We start from the raw sequence: 511 nt of genomic DNA, 5'->3' as shown, positions 1-511 counted from the left end.
CTTACTCGATGGGCTGGCACTACGCGCCGTTTTTTGACCAAGGCACAGACATCGACCATTGGCAGCTTCATGCACTTTTTTATCCGCCACTACTGCGCAGTGCCACGGTTCGTAAGTTCATGGTGGGCTACGAAATGCTGGCAGAAAGCCAACGTGACCTCACCGCAGAGCAAGCGGCGCAGCGTCTGCGTGATGTGAGTGATGTCCACTACAAAGAATGCTAAGTCTTTAAATTGGACTGATTACGAATAACGGGATAGCGCGACTTTACAGATAGAAAGTTAGGCTCAACGCGTTATCCCACACAAATTACTATTTTAAGAGAACGTCCCTATGTCTGAACTTATCCAAAATGTGAAAGCGTCATTTGAGCAAGTGTTGGGCTACGCACCTAGCCATATTATCCAAGCGCCTGGTCGTGTGAACTTGATTGGTGAGCACACCGATTACAACGATGGTTTTGTCCTACCGTGTGCCATTAACTACCAAACGGTCGTGGCGGCGGCAAAGC

Annotated in this window: 2 protein-coding genes; both read left to right on the top strand. The window is 48.9% G+C overall.

Features of this window, described 5'->3' with window-relative positions; all coding sequences use genetic code 11:
* On the top strand, window positions 1-224 hold a 224-nt coding region (gene galT / locus R7Q46_RS30480), incomplete at its 5' end, for a galactose-1-phosphate uridylyltransferase (RefSeq protein ID WP_318078754.1).
* A 109-nt stretch (window positions 225-333) separates the two neighbouring features.
* On the top strand, window positions 334-511 hold a 178-nt coding region (locus R7Q46_RS30475; protein ID WP_318078755.1), incomplete at its 3' end, for a galactokinase family protein.

Source organism: Vibrio sp. 811 (assembly GCF_033339195.1).
This window is presented reverse-complemented; position numbering and strand designations above follow the sequence as displayed.